The organism is Helicobacter jaachi (genome assembly GCF_000763135.2).
Taxonomy (GTDB): Bacteria; Campylobacterota; Campylobacteria; order Campylobacterales; family Helicobacteraceae; genus Helicobacter_C; species Helicobacter_C jaachi.
The window spans coordinates 1-3,887 of record NZ_JRPR02000021.1; the positions used below are offsets into that span (position 1 = coordinate 1).

Consider the following 3,887-nt stretch of genomic DNA (forward strand, 5'->3'; position numbering starts at 1 on the left):
GTTTCATAAAGAGGGCTTGGGCGATATAGACTTAGTTTGGGGAGAAGTTACAGATTCTAAAGCGCATAAGGGCTACGGGCTAGCGCATATTATTGATAAACACCCTGATTTTGATGTGAAACTTATCCCTGAAATTATAGAAAATGGTAAAGTGGTAAAATCGCACAACGGCTACAATATCGATTATGGCGATTATCGTGTAGGCTTAAATATCGGTTGGAATAAAAAAGGTGTCAAAGAAGGGGATAATGTCTGGGTTGTAACTACATTTGAGAGAAAGAATCAAGGTGGCAACTCTGATTCTTTCACAAAAGGCGAGACTCTGCCTTTAAACTCTAGTGCGGATTCTAGCATAGAATCTAAAATCACGCAAGATTCTATAGAATCTACAGAATCTAAGGCTTTAGAATCTAGCGCAAAAGAGGTGGAGCAAAACTTAGAAAATGTGCCAGAATCTGCGAGCGTGATAGAGGGTAATAATATTAAAATTAATGCCCTGCAAGCGCAGAGAGATAAGGCAATACAAGAAATGACGCGCCAAGTAGAGGAGTTTTTGAGCTTAAAAGAGCAAGCTTATGATAAAGCAAGAGCAAAGCTAAAAGGTAAGCCAAGATATTCTCATAGTGAGTTTCAAGCACAGGTAGAAAAAGAGGAGTTATACACAAAAGCACTCACCTACAAGCAAAACGCACAAGAGCTAAGCCAAAAGATAAATGCTTTAGAATCCAAAATAGGAGAGCTTATAGAAGCAAATTATGTCTTAAATAAAACTTCACTCACACAAATGCTTGCAAATACCACAGATGAAGCGCAAAAAATACAAATTGTAAAGCCATATTTAAAACATCAAATAAAACTCAATGAAAAAGAGGTAGAAAATCTTGAAAATATCTTAAAAAATAGAGATTATTTTGCGCATGAAATATCTCAAAAGCTCCATGCGCTGCAAGAGAATGCAGAGCTTAAAAACTTAGGGAAAGATGAGCTTTTAAATTTGGCAAAAGAGCATTTGGATATGGATTATTTTAATAAAATAAAAGAACTCCAAAGGCAAATAAAGCTTACGCGCAGCAAAATATCAAGATTAGACTTTGATTATAAACGCAGTCATTATGCGCCAAACAAGAGGAGGCTTATAAAGAATCTCGCACAAATTGAAAAGCAGATTCTAAAAGAGGTGGATTTAAAAGCGCTAGAGGAGCGCCTCACTTATGATTTAAACACAAAAGAGGGTGTGGAGAAAGTAAGAGAGCTATTTTTAAGCGGCGTAGCCAAAGATGAGGAGCAAAAAGCATTATTTGAGCGTGTGCTACCCATAGCGCAAAAGCTAGGCGTGCAGGTGCGGCATGCCATTAATGATGCTTCTTTAAGCCAAAAAGTGCTTGGTTTGTATAATTTAGATGAGAATCTCGCGCGCGTAAAATATAATAAAACTATAGTGGCGCTAAAAGGGCAAACGCTCCTGCATGAACTTATTCATAGCGTAACAAGCCGAGCGCTTATTGCGTATGAGAGGGGATTTAGGGATATATTGAGCCCAAATCAAATTAAAGCCATAGAGAATCTAGAAAGCATTTACAAGCAAGTGTATGAAAATAGGGAGGCGCTAGGGCTTAAAGCACCTATAAAGGACGAAAAAAGCGGCACACTGCTTAAGGGTGATTATGCTCTGGAGAATACGCATGAATTTCTAGCAGAGCTTAGTAATCCTACTTTTAGAGAAAAACTTAAAACTATAGGCGTGTTTGAGAAAATTATAAATGCAATCACTAAGCTATTTGTGGCGCTTACAAAGCGCGATAAGGCAGAATATAGCGCGTATAAAGCCACAAAAGAGGCACTATTTGAGATTATAGATAATTATAATCCAAATTTTAGCAAAGCGTATGAGGATTTGCCCTTGCGCGGTGGCGAGGTGGAGAGCATTAAATCTAAAAAAGATTCTATGTTAGAATCTAAATTAGTTTCTAATCAAGGCAAAAATATGGATTTTATTTACAAAACAAGCGAAGTAAAAACATTTAAGGAATTGCGAAATAACACAAAAGAAATATTAAGCAACATAACGCACGAGAATATACAAAATAAAGAAACTGGAATCATTGCAAAAATAACTGGCGAAGAAATAAAAAAAATGATAAGCAAGGCGGCAGTCGATAAAAGCTTGGCAAATGGCTTTACAAAAGAGGAGCATTTCGCGCTATGTAACGATATAAAAAATCTATTTATAAACGCAAAATTAAGAGAAAAACATAAAGATTTACATGGCAGAAACAATATCACAACGCACAGATTCGCCATAAATACGATAGTAAATGGCAAAAAAGCAATCGCTAAAATCACAGCGCATGTAAGAAAAGTGGGAAATAATAAAATTTATAGTTTGGAGCTAGAAAACATCGTAAAACCTGCTATCAAAGACTAAATGTGTTTAAAAAGTCGATAGCAGCGAAGCTTAGGATAGTAAAACGCAGGTTGCCTACACATATAAAGACAGCCAACTATTCTAAACTTGAAAGGAATCTTAGCGAGTTTTAGAATCTGTGTCAAGTTTTAAAAGGTATGAGCTTTGCCCTTGCGCGGTGGCGAGGTGGAGGCGGTAGGGTCTAAAGGTGCTAGCTTAGAATCTGCGCGAATGGAATCTAGCGCAAAGGCGGGGGAAAGTGGCGCAAATCCTACTAAATTGCAAGCAAATGCGCACATTGGTGCGGGGCTTTTTGGTGGGGCGATAAATGGCTTAGAGCGCGATGAGGAGGGGAATATAAGTTTTAACCCACAAGCGTTTTTACAGGGCTTTATCGGTGGCGCTGGCGCTAGCTTTGGGCTAAAAAAGGCGTATGAAAATCCTCTCATCAAGCAAAGAGCTTTGAGCAACATTGATAACATTAAGGCGAGCTACGATGTTTTGGCGCGTAAAAATCCTGTTTTATTTGCTAAAATAATGGGTAAATTTAAGAAAAATGAGCTACTAAAAGGGCAAAAAGAAGTGGATTTAAGGGCGAAAGAGTATTTTAATAAAGAGCTGTCAAATCTTATTTTGGAGCAAATTGAGAGTGAAAAAGTGGCTGTGATGCCAAAGAATCCATTTAAGAATATGCATGATTTTAGGAGTGGGTTTGATAGCGTGAGCGGCAGAATGGGTGTGATTCATACGCCCTATAAAGATGTGAAAGTAAATATGATATATGCGTGGCGACATTTCAAAGAAAATACCTACAATAAAGATAGGGATAATATTAAAGGAGGATTTTTTGAAACCTTTAGAGAGCCTTTGTTTATTGTCGAGCAAGAAAGAAAAGGACAAAAAGCGCCGAGCATTTATTTTTATAAGCCATTCTTTGATGAGAATAGGGCATTTCTAAATTTATTTGGTATTGGTGTGGATAGTAGTGGAAATGTAACTTTTAGAACATTTTACTTGGATAGTGTGGGGAATAGGCTTGAGAGCTTATTAAACGATAGAAATATAAAAATAAAATATATAAAAGAGACATAAAGCTTATAGCCTAACGCAATTACTATGCAATCCACTACGACATAGCAAAGTTTGCAATACCGCCGAATAAGTGGTGTATCTGCTACAAGCGGCAAGCGACTATAAGCTAAGCGCAATCTTAGCGAGTTTTAGAATCTATGTCAAGTATTTTATAGGAGTTGAGATGAGAGTGCATGCGTTCATTGAGGGCTTTAGCGGAGAGATTGAGCGCCTTAAATTTGAGGAATTTGGGGTTCGGAGGGGTTTAAGGAAAAAATGTTATAATCTACGCATATGACTTCTCTATAATCTTTGACTTGCGCACAAGAGGATAAAAATGGCAAAGATTGATATAAATCAAGGGCGGCTTGAATATTTATTAGAATTATTTGATTTTGAGAGTTTGGAGGTT

General features: G+C 37.2%; 2 protein-coding genes. Both read left to right on the plus strand.

Translation table 11 applies throughout. The features are described from left to right. Positions 1-2,425 (plus strand): putative barnase/colicin E5 family endoribonuclease (locus LS71_RS09530; protein WP_194145699.1); only part of this gene is annotated, 2,425 nt, incomplete at its 5' end. Positions 2,426-2,569: 144 nt separating this feature from the next. Continuing rightward, the gene (locus LS71_RS09750) at positions 2,570-3,496 is read left to right on the plus strand and encodes a hypothetical protein (protein ID WP_238700403.1); all 927 of its coding nucleotides are present in this window, start codon (positions 2,570-2,572) and stop codon (positions 3,494-3,496) included. The last annotated feature ends 391 nt before the right edge of the window (positions 3,497-3,887 follow it).